The organism is Chloracidobacterium sp. N (assembly GCF_018304765.1).
In the GTDB taxonomy this organism is placed as follows: Bacteria; Acidobacteriota; Blastocatellia; order Chloracidobacteriales; family Chloracidobacteriaceae; genus Chloracidobacterium; species Chloracidobacterium aggregatum.
In genome coordinates, this window is sequence record NZ_CP072642.1 from 2136146 (window position 1) to 2157395 (window position 21250).

Consider the following 21250-nt stretch of genomic DNA (forward strand, 5'->3'; position numbering starts at 1 on the left):
CCTCAACCTTTCAGCCATATCCCGGCGGAGTGCCTGCCGGCTCCCCATCCGGTCCAAGTGGAAACGTCAGGGCAGCACAGAAGCGGCCCGTCTCCGGCATGAAATCCACGCTCCCGTGCAGTTGTCGCGCCAGCAGCCGTACCATCCGCAGGCCAAAGTGCCGACTGCCTTCCAGTTGCGCCGGCAAGTCTGGCGGATGATGCCGGCCATCGTCAATGACCTCGATGGTGACCGCATCGGCCGTGCGCCGGAACTGAACGGCAATGTGGTGCGCCCCGGCAGCCACGCCGTGCTTGAATGCATTCAGCAGCAGTTCGTGGACGATGAGCGCCACGGGCACGGCCCGGTTGAGCGGCAGGGCTATGTGCCCCGGCCGCACCTCCGCCCGGACAGACGCCGCCGCAGTCACCTGCTGCATGTGCGCCACCAGCGAAGCACACAGCTCGTCCAGCAGCACGTGGCTGAAGTCGCTTTGCTGGTAAAGCTGCTCGTGAATGAGCGCCATGGCCCGGATGCGCGAAGCCATGTCGTACAGAAGACGGTCGAAGCCGGGCTGTTCGAGATGCACCGCCTGCAACTCCAGCAGGCTGATGATGGTCTGGAAGTTGTTTTTCACCCGGTGGTGCACTTCCTGAAGCAGCACCTGCCGTTCCTCAAGGGCATCCTGCAGGATGTCCACCATGGCCTTTTCCCGCGTAACATCCCGCTGAATGGCCACCCAGCAGACGACCTTCCCGGTCGGGTCCCTGACTGGCGAGATGCTGATGTCCACGAGGAATTCCCGCCCGTCCTTGCGGTAGTTGACGAGTTCGACCCGAACCGGCTGCCACTGTTCGAGTGCGGCCCGCAGCCGGTCGAGTTCTTCACGCCGGGTGCGCGGCCCCTGCAGGATGCGCGGCGTCTGACCGATGACTTCCGCCCGCGTGTAGCCCGTCATGCGCTCGAAGGCTTCGTTGACGTAGAGAATGCGCGGCCCGCCTTCATCGGCGTCAATCGGCCAGGCTTCGGTGACAAGCACGGCATCCTGCATCTGCGCAAGGATGACTTCCAGCCGCTGCAAAAATTCCCGTTCCTGCTTCCGGGCAGTGACATCCTGGCCCCACGCCAGAATGCCGATGACCTGCCCATGGTCATCCCGCACAGGCCGGCAGTGGATTTCCCAGATTTCAACGGCTTCCCCAAAGTGCACCGTGTATTCGGCCGTGACCGGTTCGCCGGCTGCGGCCCGCCGACGATATTTCTCTATTTCCGCACGTAATTCCGGGTCAGGCAGGAAATCAACCGTTGGCTCACCCAGTTGCGGCACACGCCCGGTCAGCCGCAGATATTGGGAGGCAAAGGCATCGTTGAAAAACCTGATCCGCTGGTTCAGGTCGTGGCAGAACAACGTGCCGGGAATGCCTTCACCAACGGAACGTAGAATGAACTCCAGCATAGCGGTCAATCCAAGGCTTGCGCCGATGCCCTTCACAGATTCCGGATGCGGCTGCCGGCGTTCTGGTCCGGCTGCGTGCCGAACGTTCCCAGTCCACGCAGGGCAAAGGTGAAGGTCAGGCGTCCGGCGCTGGCCACACCCAGGTTGACGCTCGCGTAGTTGACCTGCACAGCCGCGCAACGGAAGGCATAACCCAGTGAAAACGACGTGAAAATCAGCCCCTTTTGCTGAAGACGGCCGGTGGTTGGGCTTGGAGATCGGGAGAAATCATAGGCCACGGCGGCGCTGCCGAAAAGCCCCCGCGTCGGGTCGCCCAGCGCCAGATTCGTAAAGGACTGGCTGCCAGTGAACGTGCCCGGCTCCGGTTGTCCGTCGGCCAGCCGGCGCGGCTGGCTGTAGTACCAGGTCTGGCTCAGTTGGAAGCGCCGCCGGTACAGCCCGCCGGTAAACCCAAAGCTGCGCACGCCACCCAGCACCGGATCAAAATCCAGGCGCAGGTCGGCGGCAAAGGTGGACTGGGGCATCACGCGCAGCTTGACGTTGACGGGCGAAAAGCGCCGCCCGACGCCGCCGTAGGCAAAGCCGCTGAAGGTCAGCAGCGGCGCAATCTGGTTGCGCTGGCCCGGCACGAGCGCGCCGCCAAAGGTCGGGTCGAAAAAGTATTTCTGGCTGATGGTCAGGCTCAGCACCTCCCGCGCCTGGCGCGTCTGCCCGGTCTCATCGCGGACCGGCGCCAGCAGGCGGTTGACGACCGAATACTCCAGCTCGTTTGTGTTGGCAAAGACATCGAGGGCATCGAAACGCAGGATGCGTGGAAAGTCCTCGATACCGGCCACCCGCCGGTAGATGACCGCCGATTCGATGACGTGCCTGAAACGGGCCCGGCCATCCCTGGCGTAGAAGGTCCGCCCAAGGGCCGGCGGACGGACTTCGAGCGCAAAGTCCACAAACCGCCGGAACAGCGATTCGCCGGACGTTCCCAAGCGCGTCCCCGGCGGCACCACGGACGGCGGCGACGGCAGACCAAAGGCCAGCGGCGGACGCGGCGTGAAGGTTGTTTCGGGATCGAACGTCGCGCCGTAGTAGGTGGCCCGGACGCCCAGCGTCGGCGTGATGCTCCAGCCGCCCAGATCGGGCAGCAGCGCCGTCAGGCGCGGCGCGGCATCCAGGCGCTGCACGAACTCCGGCGTGGTGAAGGTGCGCTGGTTCGTATCAGTACGGGTTTCCGTCCGGCGCAGCCCGGCCAGACTTGCCTCGCCGCCGGCATACCAGGTCAGACCGGCAAAGCGGCCGAGATAGGTGGGCAGCCAGTCGAAGTTCAGCGCAGGGCTTTTGCGAATGGAAAACTCGACCAGGGTGGAGCCACGTGCGCCTTGGGGAATGTTCACCCGTGTCGTCCGGTTTTCGTAAAGCGTGCGGAAGCCAAACGTCGGCGTCTGCCGGGTCAGGTGCAGAACGATTTTCGACTCCGGGTTGAAGGCATCCTCGAAGGTGTTGCCGAAAATGGCGCGGAAGTCGAAGCTTGACGTGTAGTTGACATCGGCGACGCCGACGAAGCCGTTGGCAAAGTGGTTGATGGCTTTGGCAAAGAACAGTGTCCCGCCCTGGTTGACGCCCGGCCGTCCAAACAGGCGGTCAGCCACGGTGTAGGTGCCCAGCCGGATGAAGGAATCTTCCGCGAGGGCGGCGCGCAGGGTGGCGCCAAAGCCGAGGCCCCGCGCGCTGTACAGATCGCCCTGCACGGTCAGGTCGGCGCTGTCGCCCAGGGTCTGGTAGTAGCCCAGCCCGATGGTTCGTCCCTGCAGGGTGTTGTTGCCGAGCGTCGGCAGAAGAAAGCCGGATTTCCGTTCCCGGCGGTCAATGGGCAGCGCCACGTATGGCAACGGCAGAATGGGCGTTCCCTTGATGCGAAAGGCGGCCCGGCGCGCCGAAGCGTAGTCGTTGACCCGGATGCGCGCCTCGCGGGCCGTCACCGTCCAGAGCGGAACGGTGTCTTCGCAGCAGGAAGTCAGCTTGGCTTCATAGAGGATGTAGGTATCGCGTCCGGTGCGTTCCACCCGCGCGGCGGTGAAGGTCAGCAGCCCGCCGTCGGCGGTCTGGTCGGTGTAGCCGGTCACGTCGTAGAACGTTCCGGTTTTGCTGCGCACATTGACTTCGGCCCGCCGCGCGGTCAGGCGCTGGTTGGGTTGTGGGTCATAGATGACATTGCCTTCGGCGCGGGCGTCACCGCTGGTTTCGTCATACACCACGTGGTCGGCCTGCAGCCGCGCGCCGTCGTACGTGATGACGACATAGCCATCGGCATAGAGCGTCGCGCCTACGCGGCGCTGTTCATCGGCGTCAATCTGGACTGTGGCTCCGGGCGTTGTGCCGGGGCGGACTTGTCCGCCGGGTGTGCCTGGCGCGGCCGGCTGCGGTGTCGGGGGAAGTGGAAGCGCCTGGGGTGAAGCGGGTGTTCCCGGCGGCCCGACGACGATGACGGGCGCGGCGACTTCGGGTGGCGGGGGCGGCGGCAGGGCGGCCGGGGGTGGGATGTATTGGGCGGCGGCGGGCAGGGTCAGGGCCAGCCAGAGCAGTCCGGTCCAGCCGGCAGTGCGAAACAGGGTCATCGCGTCAGTAATAAAGGCGCGCAAGTATCAGGCATGTATCCGAGTCGCCGCGACTCTAGGCCAAAGCGGTCTGCCGTTTGAAGTGTAAAGTCATTCGGACCTGCCCGGCAGCGCCGGATATTCCCCGCACCGATGGATGTTCAGCCCGATTGCACTGAACCCGATTGCGCTGAGCAGACTTTTCTGTTTCTATCATCAGTTAAAAAACGCACGGACTCCCTGAATACGGCGCTACCTCGTCTCTGGCAACTGTCCCGGCTCTGGTGAACCGCCGGTCACGCCTGTCGCCAGACAGGGTTGCACATTCACCTTCTTCCCAACCGGGAAGAGGATTCAACCCCGCTATCTCCACTCTGATTTGAAAGGAAATCTGCCAATGTCTTCGACCTCGCAACGTCGTCCACAGCGCGCCAAGTGGCTGGCAGGACTGGTGGCAACGGCGGCACTGGCCGGATTGACGGCACTGCCGCTCGTACGGGTCAGCAGCGCCCCGCCAACCGACACCGGCAAAGGGCGGCGCTTTCAACTGGCCGCTCCGTATGACTTCACGGCTGAAACGCACGGTCACAAATTCATCACCCGGACAGCCGATGCACGTGCCGAAGCGGAACGCTTGGGGGCGCAATTGGTGGCTGACTACGGGACATTTCAACTCTATAGCACTGACAGCGACAACACTTCCGCCTTTGGAAACACCAGCGGTATTGAGATGGCCGACGAATTCAACGTCGTCCACCTGAATGTACCCATCAACACCACGTCCCGGGGTGCGCAGGAGTTGGCAGAGGCAGGGAAAGCAGCCCAGGAACGGCTGTATCCCGGCGGCAAGCGCCTTCACGTCGTCCAGTTTGCCGGCCCAACGCGGCCCGAATGGTTTTCCGCGCTTCAGAAGACTGGTGCCCGCATCATCAACTACCTGCCGCACAATGCCTATCTTGTTTACGGCGACGCAGCCAGCCTTGAGCGCGTTTCGCGGTTGGGCGAAGACGCGCGCCAGACAGGCGACACCACCAAGGTGACAAAAAGCTTCAAGCAGTGGGACGGCCCCTATCTTGCCGCCTTCAAACTTGACCCCAGCACGGCGGAGGTTGCCCTGGAGGGCACACAGCGATATGCCGTACAGCTCGTTGCTGACCCAGACACCAATCAGGCAACCCTCCAACTGGCGGAAAGCTTCGTCGGCAAACCGGCCATCCAGAAGTATCAGATTGCCGATTTCGTGAACTTCATCGTGGAGCTGCCTTCCAGCGCCCTGATGAGGCTGGCGGCGCAGGAAGACGTGATTTCCATCATGCCCTACACCGAGCCGACCCTGCTCGATGAACGGCAGAACCAGATTCTCATCAACAGCCTGACGGGTGGCATCCCGAACCTTTCAACGCCCTATGCCACGTTTCTGACGGCGGCCGGCTTTCCACCCCTCAACTCGACCTTCACCTCGGCTTTCGTGGTGGATGTCGGTGACCAAATGGTGGACAGCGGAAACTCCATCGCCGGGGCGACCACACCCCCGCCGGGCGGGCCGCCCAACCACACGACCGGCCTTCCTCCCACCTCTCACTTCGCTCTCTACCTCGCCGGTAACATCTCGCAACCAAGCCGGCTGGTGTATGCCAAGTGGGAAAGCACAACCTCTCCAACGCCAGGAACTAACGACGTACGCGGCTGCGGTATCGGCCACGGAACCCTCTGCGCGCATATCATCGCCGGCAACGTACCGGCGTCACTGCCCCGCACCCTGCCCCACGCCGAAAGTGCCTCCCCGAACTTCTACTACGGTCTGGGCGTGGCTCCCTTCGTGCAGATTGGCAGTTCAGCCATTTTCAACTCCGGTGGCACGTTTGTTAACCCCAACTTCAACGACATGCTTGCGCGGTCATACCAGTATGGCGCGCGCATCAGCTCGAACAGTTGGGGTGCGCCGGTCTCCGGCGCGTACAACACGAGCTCACAAGCCTACGACTTTCTCGTGCGTGACGCCCAGCGCACCGGATCGGTCTTCCCGACACCGGGCAACCAGGAAATGGTCATCGTGTTTGCTGCCGGCAACAACGGCCCCGGGGCCCAAACGGTTGGTTCACCGGGCACCGCGAAGAACGTCATTACGGCGGGTGGCAATCAAAACACCCGTAATGCTGGTGAGAACGCGGAAAACATGTACGGCTCTTCTAGCCGTGGCCCATGCGCTGACGGACGCCGGAAACCCGAAGTGCTGGCGCCAGCAACAGCAGTTTCCGGGGGGGTGCTCCAGGTTGGCACACCCGACCCAACCGGCCCCGGCAACCCTGATTCCTGTGTGACAAGTGCCCCCTTACCCGGAACAACCGGCTATTATCGTGCCTCGACCGGAACGAGCTTTGCCTGTCCGGCGGTTGCAGGTGGTGCGGCGCTCGTCCGGCAGTATTTCCTCAACAACCCCGGCCCGCCCTTCAACGGCACCGCGCCCAGCCCGGCAATGACCAAGGCGTATCTGATGAACTCCGCCCAGTACATGACGGGCACGGGCGCGGGAGACACGCTCTGGTCAAACAACCAGGGCATGGGCCGTATGGCGCTCGACCGCGCGTTTGACAGCGCCCCACGGGTGCTGCGTGACCAGGTTCCGGCGGACAAATTCACAGCAAGCGGACAGGTTCGGACTCTGGCCGTAACCTTTCCGGCCTCCGGGCCTCTGCGTATCACACTGGCGTGGACGGATGTCCCCGGCGCTACAACCGGTAGCGGACCGCGCCTTGTCAACGACCTTGACCTTCAGGTGAGTGTTGGTGGTGACACCTATCGCGGCAACAACTTCTCCGGGGCCAACTCCACCACCGGCATCACCTTTGACCGTCTCAACAACGCCGAGAGTGTTTTCCTTCCGGCAGGCAGCTACCCGGCCGGGACACCTGTGATCATTCAGGTAAGTGCCTTCAACATTGCCGGTGACGGCGTCCCAGGTGATACCCACCCACTCGACCAGGACTATGCACTGGTGGTGTACAACGCGCAGACGCTAACGGGTCCCCTCGTGGCCTTCGCCGGCCAGACCACGGCCGAGTTGCCGGGACCGACCAACAGCGACGGCGACGGCTTCTTTGAACCCTGCGAGACCCTGCAATCGGCCATCACGGTAACGAATGTAGGCACCTCGACGGCAACGGGCGTCAATGCCACCATTACCTCAACGACACCAGGGGTGACGATTGTCAATGGCAGCGCAAGCTTTGGCTCGCTGGGACCGGGCGGCAGCGCGACCGGCAACGTGACCTTCAAGCTCCTGCCGACCTTTGTGCCGGGGACGACCGTCACCATCAACGTGTCCATCACGTTTGGGCCGGGCAGCGGATCGAGCACGGCGAGCTACACAGTGCCGACAAGTTGCCCGTTGACGCCGGGCGGCACGTTTACCTTCTCCAACCCGGCGCCGATCACCATTCCGCTTTCGGGTCCGGCGACGCCTTATCCATCTACCATCAACGTGAGTGGCATTCCTACGGGACATGTGGTCACAAAGGTGACAGTGACGATCAACAACTTCAACCACACCTGGCCCAGCGACGTGGGGGTGGCCCTGCGGGGTCCGGGCGGTCAGATTTGTGTGCTGTTCAACAACGCTATCGGCGGCTCCGGTGGCGTGACGGGCCGCACTTACACGTTTGACCAAGCATTCCCGCCATTGCCAGCGACGGGCTTCCCGCCCAGTGGGACCTATGGCCCGAACAACAATAGTACGACACGGACCTTCGCGGCCCCGCTGCCATCGCCGCCCTACAACAGCAACCTGAACATCTTCAACGGGTTGTCCGGGGCAAGCGTGAACGGTACGTGGGAACTGTTTGTGCAGGACTTCGTCGGTGGTGATGCCGGCAACATCAACGGTGGCTGGTCCATCGCCATCCAGACCGGCACGCTCAACTGCTCCACCACAGCACCCTGCCTGACAAACGTCAACCCGCAGGTGCAGATGCTGATTTACCCGTCGGCAACCACGGCGCTGTTTGGCTGCCCCGGCTATCCGTTGCAGGCGACGCTGGTTGGGCTGCTGACCAACATTGGTGCAGCACCTCTCTCCAACATCGCCATTCAGGTGAAAGGGCTGGGCTTCCCGGACTTCACCAATCCGAACGCCGTCATTCTGGCGTCGCCCAATCCACACCGGTTGGCGTCGGCGGATGACTACTTCGGGCCGTGTGCCTTCACCGGCGGACAGGCTGGCTCGATTCAGACCACCCTCAATGGGCAGCCGCCGATTGGCTTTGGTGCGCCAATTGGCTCGCTGGCAGCGGGACAGTCCACCAACATCTTCTTCCGGGTGTACATGCCTTCGACCGGCCCGGTTCGCCTGCTGGTGGATGTGCTGGCGATTGTCGGCCCGGTTTCAACGACGGAAAGCGTTGAGAACCAGCGGCAGGTGATTCGGACGATGGTGGTTGAAGTGTCCCCTGATGCCAACGGCAAAATGGTGGCGCGGGTCATCAGCGATGAGCCTGTGACGCCAAAGGCCACGTCTGGCGAGGATGCCACAGCGACGACGCCTGCCCGGACGCCGGTTGTGATGGCTCCCGGGCGGCGGCGCTAGGCTTCAAACCTGGTCGGGGTAGCCTGACCTGATTTCCGGCGGTCACGCTCTGATGCGGGCGTGACCGCCTTTTTACTTCCTGCCCGAACGGTTTCCAGGTTTTTCTGCATTTTCTCCAGGCTTGAAAAAATGATGACCTTGGCCGGATGCTTTCCCGCAACAATCAGACTCGAAAAGCCAAACCACCGGAACAGGCAATGCAGGCAAAAAAAGTGGCGGCGTCACGCGACGCCGCCACGGAGGACAACCCCAACGGGACTGGGGATCAATAATCACCCATGCCCGCCATGCCGCCTGGCGCACCACCCGCCTTCTTTTCTTCGGGCAGTTCGGTGATGAGGGCTTCCGTCGTCAGCATCAGTCCGGCAATGGAAGCCGCATTCTGGAGCGCCGTGCGCGTCACTTTGGCCGGGTCAACGACGCCAGCCGCAACGAGGTCTTCAAACTCACCCGTCGCCGCATTGAAGCCAAAGCTTTCGGACGACTCACTGGCCACCCGGTTGACGACCACCGCCCCTTCCAGACCGGCGTTGATGGCAATCTGCCGGAGCGGTTCTTCAAGCGCACGGCGGACGATCTGAACGCCAAAACGCTCTTCCTCTTCGCCCAGCTCGATGTTTTCGAGGCCCTTCTGCGCGCGCAGCAGCGCCACACCGCCGCCCGGCACGATGCCTTCTTCAACAGCCGCGCGGGTCGCATGCATGGCGTCTTCAACGCGGGCTTTCTTTTCCTTGAGCGCCGTTTCCGTCGCCGCGCCAACCTTGATGACGGCCACGCCGCCGACCAGCTTGGCCAACCGCTCCTGAAGCTTCTCGCGGTCGTAGTCGGAGGTGGTGTTTTCAATCTGGACGCGAATCTGTTCAACCCGCGCCTTGATCTTGTCCGCCTTGCCAGCCCCTTCGACGATGGTCGTGTTGTCCTTGTCAATCGTCACGCGCTTGGCGCGGCCGAGGTCTTCGAGCTTGACGTTCTCCAGCTTGATGCCAAGGTCCTCACTGATGACCTGCCCGCCGGTCAACACGGCAATGTCTTCGAGCATCGCCTTGCGCCGATCACCAAAGCCCGGCGCCTTGACCGCGCAGACCTGCAACGTGCCCCGCAGCTTGTTGACCACCAGCGTGGCCAGGGCCTCGCCATCCACATCTTCGGCGATGATGAGCAGCGGTTTGCCCTGCCGCGCCACCTGTTCGAGCAGCGGCAGCAGGTCCTTCATGGCGCTGATCTTCTTCTCGTTGATGAGAATGAGCGCATTTTCGAGCGTGGCTTCCATCCGCTCGGCGTCGGTCACGAAGTACGGCGACAGATAACCCCGGTCAAACTGCATCCCTTCGACGACTTCGAGCGTGGTTTCGAGCGACTTCGACTCCTCAACCGTGATGACGCCATCCTTGCCGACTTTCTTCATGGCTTCGGCAATGATTTCGCCAATCTGCTTGTCGCCATTGGCCGAGATCGTTCCCACCTGGGCGATGGCTTCGCCCTGGACAGGTTTGGCCATCCCCTTGATGCACTCCACGGCAGCATCCACGGCCCGGTCAATGCCCCGCTTGAGGGCCATCGGGTTGTGCCCGGCGGCGACCAGCCGCGCGCCTTCGCGGAAAATGGCCTGCGCAAGGACGGTAGCTGTCGTCGTCCCGTCACCTGCGACATCCGAGGTCTTGGACGCCACTTCGCGCACCATCTGCGCGCCTGCGTTTTCGAGGGCATCCTTGAGTTCAATTTCCTTGGCGACCGTCACCCCGTCCTTGGTGATGGTGGGGCTGCCAAACTTCTTTTCGATGACCACATTGCGGCCCTTGGGGCCGAGCGTGACCTTGACCGCATCCGCGAGCTGGTTGACGCCACGCAGAATGGCCTGCCGCGACTCTTCACCATGAATGACTTGCTTTGCCATAACCGATGTTACTCCTTGAAACGTATTTCCTTTTTCCTTGAGAATCCTTTGCTGTCAGCTACCAGTGCCGCCGGCTGTCAGGTTCAGACACTCCAACGGGCAAGCCCAGGGTGTGGACTTGCCCGTTGCGTCGAACCATCACTTGGCAGCCGCTTTGCCTTTCCCCTCGATGATGCCCAGAATTTCGTCCTCACGCATGATGAGAAACTCTTCACCATCAATCTTGACTTCCGAACCGGAATACTTGCCAAACAGCACGCGGTCACCGACCTGGACATCCAGCGGCGTCCGGCTGCCGTCTTCCCGCAGCTTCCCGCTTCCAACGGCAATGACTTCCCCTTCCTGGGGCTTTTCCTTGGCCGTGTCAGGGATGATGATGCCGCCACGGACCTGCTCCGTCTCGGCGATGCGTTTGACGATCACGCGGTCGTACAGTGGACGAATCGTCGCAGCCATATTGCTTACTCCTTGCCTAAATGTTGATTCGACGTATGATAGCGACGCAGATTAGCACCTGCGTCCTGCGAGTGCTAATATAGCGCAGCCTTCGGGACTGTCAAGAGGGCACACACCACCCGATGCTTTCGGGGCCGAGGCTTCCGGTGGCCCGGCCGGGATGCCAAACCGGAACCGACCACGCTACGGCGATGGAGGGACAGAAGATGCAGCCCACTGCCGCCCGGGGCTGTGCACCCACCAGATGAGATAGGCCACCACCAGCAATCCGCCGAAGCCAAGCGTTACCGCCCCAACCCGCACGGCGTCCTCGGGCGTGGTCAACTGCGCCACCACATCGGCCAGCAGGGCCACGGGGCGGTGCAGGACATCCCAACTGTTCCAGCGCCCAAACCGCCCCAGATACACACCAAAGCCGGCCAGCGGACACGACAGCAGCACCACGCCCCAGCCCGCCAGCGGTGAAAAGCGCCACTCAACCCACTCGTGAATGAGATGCAGCGAAACCAGCCCCAACCACAGCGCCGCCAGCGCAAATGAAGTCAGCAGCAGCACATCGAACCACAGCGGCGCGCGTCCATAGGGCGACAGATGGATGAAATCCGTGAAGACGTAGGGCGCGTTCGGAAAAAAGAGCAGCCATCCGGCGAGCAGCCCCACCCCAACCATCCGCTGCCGGACGTGCGCCAGCCAGAAGGCAAAGCCAAGCGGTACGGCTGCCAGAAAGAGATTCCACACCAGAAAGGTGTAACCCAGATGGCTGGTCAGCCGCCACCGGACCAGCAGCAGTCCCAGACACCACAGCAGGGCCAACCCCAGCGCCGCCAGCAGTGGCCACCATTGTCGCCCATGCGGGGCCGCCGGGCTACCCACGGTCCGGCCGGCCGGCATCCGTCTCACACCCGCTTGAACAGCAGGCCCCCGTTTGTGCCGCCGAAACCGGCCGCATTGGACAGCACGTAGTTGAGCGCCGCCGGCCGCGGCTCATTGGGTGCATAGTCGAGGTCACATTCCGGGTCCGGTGTCTCATAGTTGATGGTGGGTGGAATCACCTGGCGCGCGACGGCCAGGGCGCTGTAGCAGGCTTCAATGCCGCCGGCCGCCCCCAGCGTGTGACCGGTCATGGACTTCGTCGAACTGACGGCCAGCCGGTAGGCATGCGCACCGAAAGCCCGCTTGATGGCAAGCGTCTCGAATTTGTCGTTGTAGGGTGTCGAAGTCCCGTGGGCGTTGATGTAGTCCACCTGCTCCGGGGCGACGCCGGCATCGTGCAGGGTGGCCACCATCATCCGGTACATGCCTTCGCCTTCCGGGGCCGGGGCCGTGATGTGGTGGGCGTCCCCGCTCATGCCGTACCCTACCAGTTCGGCATACATGGACGCCCCCCGGGCCACGGCATGGTCATAGGCTTCGAGGACGAGAATGCCCGCCCCCTCCCCCAGCAGAAACCCATCCCGCCGGGCATCGAACGGACGTGAGGCGCGCTGGGGATCGTCATTGCGCGTGGACATCGCCTTCGCTGCCGAAAAGCCACTCACCCCCATGGGCGTGATGGCCCCTTCCGTGCCGCCGCAGACCATCACTTCGGCTTCCCCACGTTGGATCAGACGGAAAGACTCGCCAATGGCGTGAACGCTGGCCGCGCAGGCCGTGGCCGTGGCTCCCAGCGGCCCCTGTAAACCATGCCGGATGGAAATATGTCCGGCAGCCATATTGACGAGAAAGGCAATCATGAAGTACGGCGAAATGTGGCGCGGACCCTCGTCGAGCAGGCGGGCATGCTCGCGTTCGATGACGTTGAAGCCGCCAATCCCGCTGCTGACATAGACGCCACACCGCTGCCGGTCAAGGCGTGTCAGGTCGAGCCGGCTGTCGGCCAGCGCCTCATCGGCCGCCGCCACAGCGTACTGGATGTAAGGCGCCGTGCGCTTGACCTCACGGGCGTCAAAGAACTGCCGTGGGTCGAAGTTCTTGACCTCTGCGGCAAAGCGAACGTCATAACCACTGGCATCAAAGCGCGTAATGGGACCGGCGCCGGAGCGCCCGGACAGAAGCGCCTGCCAGTTTTCCTCGCGGGTGTTGCCGATGGGCGTGACCAGCCCGATGCCGGTCACCACCACACGTCGTTTCTGGGGGGAAGTCGCCATGGTTTCGGAAGGCATGTGCTATCAGGGAATCTTGCCCCCACAGCCAATGGGGGCAGGTCAAGGGCTTCAGACGCCAAGCAGACGCCCCAGCGTCTGTGGCGGGGGATTGAACAGCAGCGCCGCCGTCCCCACCTTGACGGTCGGCACCACGCGCCGGCCGCCGCTCCACCGGATGATCTGCTCCGGTGCGCCGGCCGTCTGTTCAATGTCCGTTTTCGTGTAGGGCGCACCGGCCGCCGTCAGATAGCTCTCCAAGTGGCGGCAGTCGGGACACCATCCGGCGCTGTACACGCTGACCGGCTCGCCGGTCAGCGGCACGCCCACGCCCGGCGCGTAGGCCGGCGCCAGCGTGTTGGGGTTGGCGTTGAAAAACAAAGCGCGGATTTTTTCACCAATCCGCACAATGGGAAAACCGGCTTCGGCCACGTCCTGCCAGGCGGCCACGGTCTGGCGCGCCGCTTCGTCCTGTGTGATGTCCAGAACTTTGAAATTCACATCGAGACCCAGAAAAAAAGCCTGAAGCTGCCCCACTTCTGCTGCGTGGGTGCCGTCGTCGTAGATGTAAACCGTTTCATCGAGCATGGGTTCCTGCCTTTTTGCTTCCGGCGCGGCCGCCGGCCGTCAGGTATGGCAATCGAAATCGTTGACGCCCAAAGGGATCGAGCTTAACATCCGGTTACTGCCGGACGATACTTTCATTTTCTTCGTTCTCACGTCGAGAGGTCAGGTATGGCGTATTCCTCCGAAGGTCGAAGAACCGTGCATACCATCGAGACGCCGCGCGGGAAAGTTTCCATTCCCGACAAGTTGTACTTCAAAATCGGTGAAGTGTGCGAGATCGTCGGCGTTGAACCCCATGTCCTGCGCTACTGGGAACAGGAATTTCCACAACTCGCTCCTCAGAAGAGTACCGCCGGGCAGCGCCTCTATCGGCGCAAGGATGTCGAAACCGCCCTGCGGATCAAAATCCTCCGTGAGGACGAAGGCTTTACCATTGCCGGAGCCAAAAAGCGGCTTTCAGCCGAACGGGCCGCAGCCGGTCGGCTGAAAGTCGTTCCTATCGAACGCCCTGCCGATACGACGGCTGAAGCCGCCCCGGTCGCAGACACCGCGCCAGCCCCCAAAGAAACACCTTCGGCCAGTGAGATGCTGGCGACCCTCCGGCAGATTCGGACGGGGCTGGAGGACATCCTTGCACTGCTCCGCAACACCCCACGCTAGAGCTCCCTCTCTCCCCGGAAAGATTTACTCACCAGCGGTTGCCGTTGGTCGGAAGGCATAGTTTACCCGTTCCATCCGCACGCGCCCGGTTGCCGCCGACTCCATCGTGACGACATCGAATGCCTCCACGGCGGTCAACAGCGACGGGATGTTCTGTCCCATGAAGGACACCGATGCATCGTCCGCTTCACCTTCCAGCGGCTCCAGCCCCGATGCGCCGGGAGCATCAATCAAACGCAAAGCCCGTTGGTAATCCGGCGCCAGCGCCCGCAGGCGGACCGTCGCCTGCCGGTACGTTCCGGTCAGGTTACTGGCCGGACGGACGGCCGCCCTGGCGGCCGTACCGTCCAGCCGCGATTTGAGCCGCCTGGCATAGTCCGCCGAGCTGGCCATCACCACCAGGTCGCCGCTGACGAAATAGGCCCCACAGCGTTCGAGCGGCACGGCCGCACGCGGCACGACGACACCCGTGGACGTGACCTCCCAGGTCACTGGCGGCGTGGTGCCGGCGACGAAGTACCGCCGCGCGATGGCCCGTGCCAGCGCCGCCTCGTACGCCTTCGTATCGAACGGCCGCCCGCAGTGCAGTGCCAGCGCGCGCTCGAACGTCACAAACGGCGCACTGCCCTCCGTTGTGGTTTCCCCAAGCCTGGCCAGGCAGTCCGGCTGGGCCGACCGGAACAGGCTGGCGAGTTCGGACTCCAGCGGATCGACTGGGCGGGCGCTGGCCGCCTGGCCCGCCGGCGAACGTGAAGACACCGCATCCGGGTCATCCACATCCCGGTCAAAGCGTTCATCCAGACGCTGGTAACGCCCACGGCGGGCCGTACCGGAGGCGGTGTCTTCAATGACCCGAATCCGTGGCGGTTCAGAAGCGGCCACCGGGCGCAGCGGTGGAAGCAGAAGATCAACCGCCACCCGGGCTGGCAGGTCTGCGGCGTCGGCCGGGAGGGTTTCAACGGCGGCAAAGGGGGCCGCGTTCAGCAGGCGCGCCACCGCCGGCTGCTGCTGGGGCGTAAAGGCCGCCGGAACCGCACGCCCGGAAGTCAATGACCAGCGGCGCTCCACAAGCCCCTCGGAAGTCAATTCAAGGTCAGCCAGCGTGGCTTCAACCTCATCCAGCCTTGGAGCCTTCGCCCCATGTACCCAGTAGTAGCCAAAGTAGGGCTGCTGGCGCAGACGTGGCAGGTCGGTCCACAGCGTCACCTCGTGGGGTGTAAACCCCTGCGCCGCCGCCAGTGTCGGGCCCATGGACGCTAACACGTGGTCATCGCCTTTGCCGTCCAGATTGTCCAGGGTTCGCTGCATGAGGGCTTCACTGGTGGTCACCACCAGCTTGCCGGGCGGCGTGGCCACGCATAGCCCCTGGCGCAGCCGGCCGCCATCCGTCACCAGTTCACGCACCAGGTAGGGCTGTCCAGCCGCCGTCGTACGTGCTTCAAAGGTGGCCCTGCGGGCCAGGAGGGGCGTTGCGGCCGCCTGCTGGGCGGACAACTCGGTGACGAACACGAGTTCGAGCTTGCCCATGTCGTACATGGCAATCGCCGTGGCTTTGCCGGCCATTTGCATCACGGTGTCTTCCGTGAGGGTGACACCCACGCCCTCTTCAAACTCCCGGATGCGCTCATTGAGTTTGGCCCAGAGGCGCGACCGGCGAAAGGCGCGGAAGCTGTCGCTGGCGTAGTAGCGGTCATGTACGGATGATGCACGCCACTGCGCCAGCAGGTTACTGAGGTCACGCGCCTGAATGTAAGCCAGTGCGCCTTTCGGCAGAAGACGCGCCAGGGCCAGACCGTCCTGCCCGGACACCAGATGCCCCGTCACGCCCAGCAGCGCCCCCGTGACGACCAGCAGGAGAACAATTCCGCCCCAGGCCCGGCGGCTCAACCGGAATAAGCGATGCATAGACAGGCTCCCCTCCGGGCCCGGTCTCACTTCACCCGCGCCAGGACGTAGGTCAGGTCATCGTGCTGCGGGGCCGCCCCCACGAAGTCCCGAATGGCGGCTGACAGCCGGGCCGAAATCTCGGCAAGGGCCAGGTGCGCGGTTTCGGCGAGCAACGCCCGGACCCGCTCCTCACCAAATTCCTCGCCCTGCTCATTGGTGGATTCGGTCACACCATCCGTGTAGAGAAACAACAGGTCTCCCGGCTCAAGCTGGGTTTCCTGTACTTCGTAGGTCCCCCAGTCAAACATCCCCAGGCAGAAACCACCGCTGCCAAACCCCCGCCACTCGCCCGTTCGCGGGCGATACAGAAACGGATCGTTATGTCCGGCATTGATCGAGCGGAAAAGCCGGGTTTCGAGGTCCAGGACACCGTAAAAGAAGGTGATGTAGTTGTACGACGGCGACGCCTTGTAAATGACCTTGTTCAGGCGCGTCACCGTTTCCGCCAGATCATGGCTTTCCACCAGCGCGCGGAAACTGGCCTGCAAGGTGGAGACCAGCAGGGCGGCCGGCGTTCCCTTGCCCGACACATCGGCAATGACGAGGCCCAGTTTGGGTTCGTCAAAACAGATGTAGTCGTAGTAGTCGCCACCAACCTGGCGGCAGGAAATGTTCACCCCGATGGTTTCGACCGTATCGAGCACCGGCGATGAGTCCGGCAGGATACGCTGCTGGATGGCCGCCGCCACTTCCAGTTCCTTCTCGATGCGCTCTTTTTCGATGGCTTCCTGGTGCAGCCGCGCATTTTCGATGGCAATGGCTGCCTGGGCGGCCAACGCCAGCAAAAACTGTTCATCTTCCTCAGTAAAGGGGGCATAACCTTCGCGGGTCTGTTTGTCACAGACCAGGAGCGCCCCCACCACCTGTCCGCTGACGATGAGCGGCAGGATGGCATAGTTTCGCGCGCCGCCCTGTTCCCGCTCGTTGAGCCGGCAGCCCCGCTGTTCCGCGATGGCGATTTCGTGAATGGCCCGCGGCCGCACCTGGTCAAGTGGAAACAGCGCCTTGGGCGGATAGTCGGCGTCCATCCCAAACGAGGCCGCCACGCGCAACCCTTCCTTCTCCAGGGAAAACAGCACGCCCGCGCTGGCATCGAGCAGCATCACCGCCCGCTGGATGATTTCATTGGCCATCGGGTCCAGCTCATGGAGCGCCCCAATGGCCAGCCCCACGTCATAGAGGGACTGCATTTCCAGCACTTTGCGCTTGAGCCGGAAGTTGGCCTCCCGAATCTCGCCGATGATCTGGAAGTTGTAGAGGGCCAGGGAGGCGTGCTGGGCCATCGTCGCCAGCAACTGCAAGTCATCCGACGTGTAATCGCCCCGCCCAAACTTGTTGCTCAGGCTGAGCACCCCGACCAGCCGGCCCCCAACGGCCAACGGCACCCAGAGCCGTGCCTGCAAGGCGGCAAAGGTGTCCTGCTCTTTCAGCACCAAATCCGTCAGTACATGGTCTTTGGAAAGCAGGTCGAGCGGCTTCATGGACAGGCGCAGCCGTTCCACCACGCCTGATGGAAGGGGAATGGATGGCGGTGACTCGATGCCACGTACCACCAGAGGACGCAGCTCTTCCGAAGCCGTGTCGTAGAGCAGAATCGCCCCTTTCGAGGCCGCCAGGGTGCCCAGAATCAGATGGAGCAGCTCCCGGGCCGTCGTCTCGAAGCTCCCCCCGGCCGTGGTGGCTTCGCCAATATCGGCCAGGGCGGACAGGCTGTAGAGCAGGCGTTCGATGCGGTCTTCACTGATGGCAACCGACGGGTTGGGCGTGGCCGTGGAGGGTAACGACATCGTGGCGTTCCTGGTGCGTGACAGTTGTGGTCAGAAAGGATGGCCCGGCCGCCACCCGGCTAACCGGCCAGGGCTTCGGCTTCGGTTTCATAGACTTGGGCGTACTGGGTCAGGCCCATGATTTTGAACGTCTTGGCAATGATGGGCAACAGGCAGCAGAAGGCGATGGAACCCTGAAGTTCCTGGGCTTTTTCGATCATTTCAATCAGGATCGAAATCCCGATGCTGTTGACCAGTTGGGTCTTTTCAAGATTGAGCACGAAGTGGCGGTAGCCTTCGGCCGTCCAGCGGTTGAATTCATCCAGAATGCGCTCACCGGCAAGGTTGTTGATGTAGCCTTCGACGGTAATGACGATGAATTTTCCAGCCTGGCGACTCGTAACTTTGAAAACTTCGCTCATAAGGTTTGTGTCGAATGTCAGGATGGGATGGGCAAGGCGTACTGCGCCAGGGCTGGCGAATTGCAGGGACGTTGCGGGTCAGGCGCACTTTGGAAGGCGTTTTTTCATCACCAGCCGCGTTCCTTGGGGACTCGTGAAATACTTCACGTCGTCCATCAGACTTTCCATCAGCATGCGTCCGTAGCCACGCCGTTGTAGTGGGCGCAGGTTGGGCCGCTCCGAAGGGTCAAAGCCCTGTCCGAAATCCTGTACCACCACTTCAAGCTCTTCGTCATGAACGGCAAACTCGATGCGCACTTTTGGGACGCTGCTGCCGCTGTGCTCAAACGCATTGAGAATGCCCTCGACCAGCGCCAGCTTGATTTCAGCCAGGCATTCCGGCCCAAGGTGCATTTCCCGCGCCAACTGCTCCGCCACCCGGGTGGCCTCAAGCTCATTGTCATGCGCGATGGGGATTTCAAGCTCGATGCGCTTTGGGACGTTGGCACTCATCGGGAGCCTCACCGGGGCGGCAAAGTGAAGGGGGAACAGCAGGATTCAGGACTTGACGACACCATCATGCACCATCCTCCGGTAGATGCGCAAAGCCACGTCAGGGTGTGACCAGCCAGCAGCTTATTTGACCGGCTCGAAGCCTTTGAACTCATACGTCACGCCAAAAGTCAGCCCCCGGCGAGGGCTGAACCTGGTCAATCCGGCCACCCCGGCCAGGTCCCACTGAAAACCGGCGGCCCGCCAGCGTGCCCCCAGACGCACCTGCGCCTGGCTTTCCAGCCCCGGCACCGGCGTCCGGGGGTTGTAGCGCCCGGCCACTTCCCCAAGCACATCCACCCGTTCCGTGACGCGGTAGATGGCCGCGGCACCGTAGGTCAATACGTCCTGCTGCGCGCCAGGTTCGACCGTGCTCGTCAGGATGCCGACGCCAAGGTTGCCAAAGAGGTTGAGTCGCTCCCGGGCCACCTGCTTCCCGACGAGCACCATCCCAAACACATTTGTCGCATTGAGTCCGATGCCACGCGCCTGGTCACTGTTCGGAAGCTGGACGCCAATCCGTACGCCAAGGCTCGGTGCGCGGCGGGTTTCCTTGCGCAGCTTGATTTTTGTCCACAGGGTGAAATCACTTGCCCCGGAAGTCGAGGTGGCACCGGGAGCGAGGGACAGCGGAATGGCGCCCGTCCCACGCTCACGAATGCTCAGATAGTCGCGCAGGCTTCCCTCGACGGAAAAACCGACATTGCTGTTCAGCCCGAAGTGCACGCCCAGCACCACCGGACGGAAGAGATCACCCCGCAGGCCCGACAGTCCAAACCGCTGGTTCTGGAAAAAATCAGCCCCAACCTGAAGGCGTATCCGCCCGGTCTCCACAATGTCCACGTCCTCGGTCAGGAGCGACCGCTGCTGCGCCGCCGCCGGCATCCCCAGTGACAGCAGCGCCCACCCACCCACCAGCAGGACAGCCACCCACCGGCACCACCCGCAAGGTGCTGGCCGGGCCAAACACAGAGCATCAGGCAGGTCGTGGCTGGCAGGCATCTTCCCGGTTGACATCCCCCATAGCGCCGTCCGGCGACGGTCATCAGTTTGGCACAACCCGCGCCGCGCGAAATCCGAAGTCGCGCCGCAGCTCTTCACTGACCTGGTTGGCCGTTGTCAAGTTATACAAGCCGACTTTGACCAGGTACAACTCATTTCCGGTCTCAGCGGCCGGGCGCGTTACAAAGGCACTGGTAAATCCCTTGCGATTCAGCTCGGCCACCAGCCGGTTGGCCTCATCGGCCGTGGCCACGGCGGCCACCTGCACGGCGTAGCGCGCATCGGACAAGTCAATGGCACGTTCCGGCGGGCGCTCCGGCGGGGTATCAGTGACGGGTGGCGGACGCCGTGTGGCCGGCGCAAAAGGGGACAGTTTGCCGACATTGACGCCCAGAGCAAAAAACACGGCACACGACAACACCCAGACCACATACCCGCCCACCAGCGCGCCCACCCGCCGGCGGGGCGTCGCCGGAAGCCAGTCCGGGGAGGGTTTCGGCGGCCGGGAGACAGATGGGGAAGCGGGCATGGCGGGAGCTGACGGCGACGTTGGCGCAGCCGCCCAACCGGACGGCCGGGACACACCGGTTTCCGGGAAAACATTCATAGCCACCAACGATAGCAAATCACTGACGCCGCGTGATGTCCCAAAGCGGCGGCGCATTCGACGCCGGGGACTCACCCACCGGGCGACGTTACGCCGCCGCCCAGACCTGGCAACGAAAAGTTTGAACTCGCGCCCGATTTCAGCGATAGTAGAACTACGCCGGCCTGCTTACCTGCAACCTGACATCATCGGCGACTGCTCGTGTCCCCGGAGCGTATATCCCTCGGTTCCTGCGAGGCACGATGCCATGAGCGAATCGAATGTGCCGCTGCTTGAACGCGGTTTCTCCAATCTCCTCGTGACGGGTATTCTCTACCCGATGACCTGTCTGCCTTTCATGCCCCTGACGGGGATTTACAAAACCGGCAAACTTGTCTTTGAGCAGCTCAAAGACACCCCGCTTGGAAAAACGACCACAGCGCATATCACGGCCACGGCCGTCATCACACCGGTCATCATGATGCCGCTGATGGTGCCCCTCGGACTGGCCCAGGGACTCACCTTTGTCTCGGACAATGTGGCCAAACACGGCATTGACAAAGGGGTGGAAAACCTCATCGGCAAGATCACGGGCGTTGTCCGTACGACGGCGGACAGCGCACTCAATCGCGGGAACTGAAGTTTCCAGCCAGACTTCAGTGACCGGGAAAGT

General features: G+C 62.8%; 16 protein-coding genes. 3 read left to right on the forward strand and 13 right to left on the reverse strand.

Annotation, left to right across the window (positions count from 1 at the left end; genetic code table 11):
• Window positions 1-10 precede the first annotated feature (10 nt).
• Both J8C05_RS08935 and J8C05_RS08940 read right to left on the reverse strand, forming a co-directional pair.
• The gene (locus J8C05_RS08935; protein ID WP_211421869.1) at window positions 11-1435 is read right to left on the reverse strand and encodes a sensor histidine kinase; all 1425 of its coding nucleotides are present in this window, start codon (window positions 1433-1435) and stop codon (window positions 11-13) included.
• A gap of 32 nt (window positions 1436-1467) precedes the next feature.
• Window positions 1468-4044, reverse strand: coding sequence for an LPS-assembly protein LptD (locus J8C05_RS08940; RefSeq protein ID WP_211421870.1), 2577 nt, complete (start codon window positions 4042-4044; stop codon window positions 1468-1470).
• A 376-nt stretch (window positions 4045-4420) separates the two neighbouring features.
• Here J8C05_RS08940 and J8C05_RS08945 point away from each other — a divergent pair, with 376 nt between their 5' ends.
• The gene (locus tag J8C05_RS08945; RefSeq protein ID WP_211421871.1) at window positions 4421-8605 is read left to right on the forward strand and encodes a S8 family serine peptidase; all 4185 of its coding nucleotides are present in this window, start codon (window positions 4421-4423) and stop codon (window positions 8603-8605) included.
• A gap of 265 nt (window positions 8606-8870) precedes the next feature.
• On the opposite strand, the gene groL is transcribed toward J8C05_RS08945, so the two are convergent.
• From groL to J8C05_RS08970, 5 genes are all read right to left on the reverse strand, one after another.
• On the reverse strand, window positions 8871-10499 hold the full coding sequence (groL, locus tag J8C05_RS08950) for a chaperonin GroEL (protein WP_058866961.1): 1629 nt from the start codon (window positions 10497-10499) through the stop codon (window positions 8871-8873).
• A 138-nt stretch (window positions 10500-10637) separates the two neighbouring features.
• Window positions 10638-10955 carry a co-chaperone GroES gene (gene groES / locus J8C05_RS08955; protein WP_058866960.1) on the reverse strand — a complete coding sequence of 106 codons (318 nt, stop codon included), beginning with the start codon at window positions 10953-10955 and terminating at the stop codon, window positions 10638-10640.
• Between the two features lie 183 nt (window positions 10956-11138).
• Window positions 11139-11846 (reverse strand): DUF1361 domain-containing protein, encoded by a 708-nt coding sequence (locus J8C05_RS08960; RefSeq protein ID WP_211421872.1) that lies wholly within the window; start codon window positions 11844-11846, stop codon window positions 11139-11141.
• A 5-nt stretch (window positions 11847-11851) separates the two neighbouring features.
• Entirely contained in the window at window positions 11852-13117 is a 1266-nt protein-coding gene (gene fabF, locus J8C05_RS08965) for a beta-ketoacyl-ACP synthase II (RefSeq protein ID WP_211421873.1), read from the reverse strand.
• 51 nt (window positions 13118-13168) lie between these two features.
• A complete protein-coding gene (locus J8C05_RS08970; protein ID WP_211421874.1) occupies window positions 13169-13684 on the reverse strand; it encodes a glutaredoxin domain-containing protein in 516 nt (171 codons plus the stop codon).
• 177 nt (window positions 13685-13861) lie between these two features.
• Here J8C05_RS08970 and J8C05_RS08975 point away from each other — a divergent pair, with 177 nt between their 5' ends.
• A complete protein-coding gene (locus tag J8C05_RS08975) occupies window positions 13862-14323 on the forward strand; it encodes a MerR family transcriptional regulator (RefSeq protein WP_246840689.1) in 462 nt (153 codons plus the stop codon).
• Between the two features lie 24 nt (window positions 14324-14347).
• Here J8C05_RS08975 and J8C05_RS08980 read toward each other — a convergent pair whose 3' ends face one another.
• The 6 genes from J8C05_RS08980 to J8C05_RS09005 form a co-directional block, all read right to left on the reverse strand.
• Complete coding sequence (locus tag J8C05_RS08980; protein ID WP_211421876.1) at window positions 14348-16228, reverse strand: hypothetical protein; 1881 nt, start codon at window positions 16226-16228, stop codon at window positions 14348-14350.
• 26 nt (window positions 16229-16254) lie between these two features.
• On the reverse strand, window positions 16255-18057 hold the full coding sequence (locus tag J8C05_RS08985; RefSeq protein ID WP_211421877.1) for a SpoIIE family protein phosphatase: 1803 nt from the start codon (window positions 18055-18057) through the stop codon (window positions 16255-16257).
• A 59-nt stretch (window positions 18058-18116) separates the two neighbouring features.
• Window positions 18117-18458: an STAS domain-containing protein gene (locus J8C05_RS08990; protein ID WP_014100318.1), complete on the reverse strand. Its 342-nt coding sequence runs from the start codon at window positions 18456-18458 to the stop codon at window positions 18117-18119.
• Window positions 18459-18536: 78 nt separating this feature from the next.
• A complete protein-coding gene (locus J8C05_RS08995; protein ID WP_211421878.1) occupies window positions 18537-18950 on the reverse strand; it encodes an ATP-binding protein in 414 nt (137 codons plus the stop codon).
• A 123-nt stretch (window positions 18951-19073) separates the two neighbouring features.
• Window positions 19074-19919 carry a hypothetical protein gene (locus tag J8C05_RS09000; RefSeq protein WP_211421879.1) on the reverse strand — a complete coding sequence of 282 codons (846 nt, stop codon included), beginning with the start codon at window positions 19917-19919 and terminating at the stop codon, window positions 19074-19076.
• Window positions 19920-20034: 115 nt separating this feature from the next.
• Window positions 20035-20520, reverse strand: coding sequence for an SPOR domain-containing protein (locus J8C05_RS09005; RefSeq protein WP_211421880.1), 486 nt, complete (start codon window positions 20518-20520; stop codon window positions 20035-20037).
• Window positions 20521-20845: 325 nt separating this feature from the next.
• Between J8C05_RS09005 and J8C05_RS09010 the strand changes: the two genes are divergently transcribed.
• Entirely contained in the window at window positions 20846-21217 is a 372-nt protein-coding gene (locus J8C05_RS09010; protein WP_058866950.1) for a hypothetical protein, read from the forward strand.
• The last annotated feature ends 33 nt before the right edge of the window (window positions 21218-21250 follow it).